This window comes from Bacillus sp. SIMBA_005, from assembly GCF_046535585.1.
GTDB lineage: Bacteria > Bacillota > Bacilli > Bacillales > Bacillaceae > Bacillus > Bacillus pumilus.
In genome coordinates this window covers 1-255 of the sequence record NZ_JAWRWI010000751.1, presented here as the reverse complement: position 1 = coordinate 255, position 255 = coordinate 1, and the positions used below count along the sequence as shown (strand labels likewise).

Genomic DNA, 255 nt, shown 5'->3' with positions numbered 1-255 from the left:
CTAAATCCATAGAACAGCTACCAATCACACAAATATTACGCATCTTAATCTTCCTTTCTTGTCGTCTTTCTTCCTATATAGGTGACAGGCATTTGAATTGCCGTTTCTGCCAGAGGCTGTTTTTTGATGATACCCAAAAGCAGTTTGGCAGCTTCTCTCCCCATATCATATGCGGGCTGTTTAATTGTAGAAAGTGGCGGGAACAGAAGTCCGCTTTGCGGAATGTCATCATAGCCGATAATTTGAATGTCCTCC

The 255-nt window shown here is 42.4% G+C and carries 1 protein-coding gene; it reads right to left on the bottom strand.

Going from position 1 to position 255, the window contains the following annotated elements:
- Positions 1-44 precede the first annotated feature (44 nt).
- On the bottom strand, positions 45-255 hold a 211-nt coding region (locus SB660_RS22070; protein ID WP_410584601.1), incomplete at its 5' end, for a substrate-binding domain-containing protein.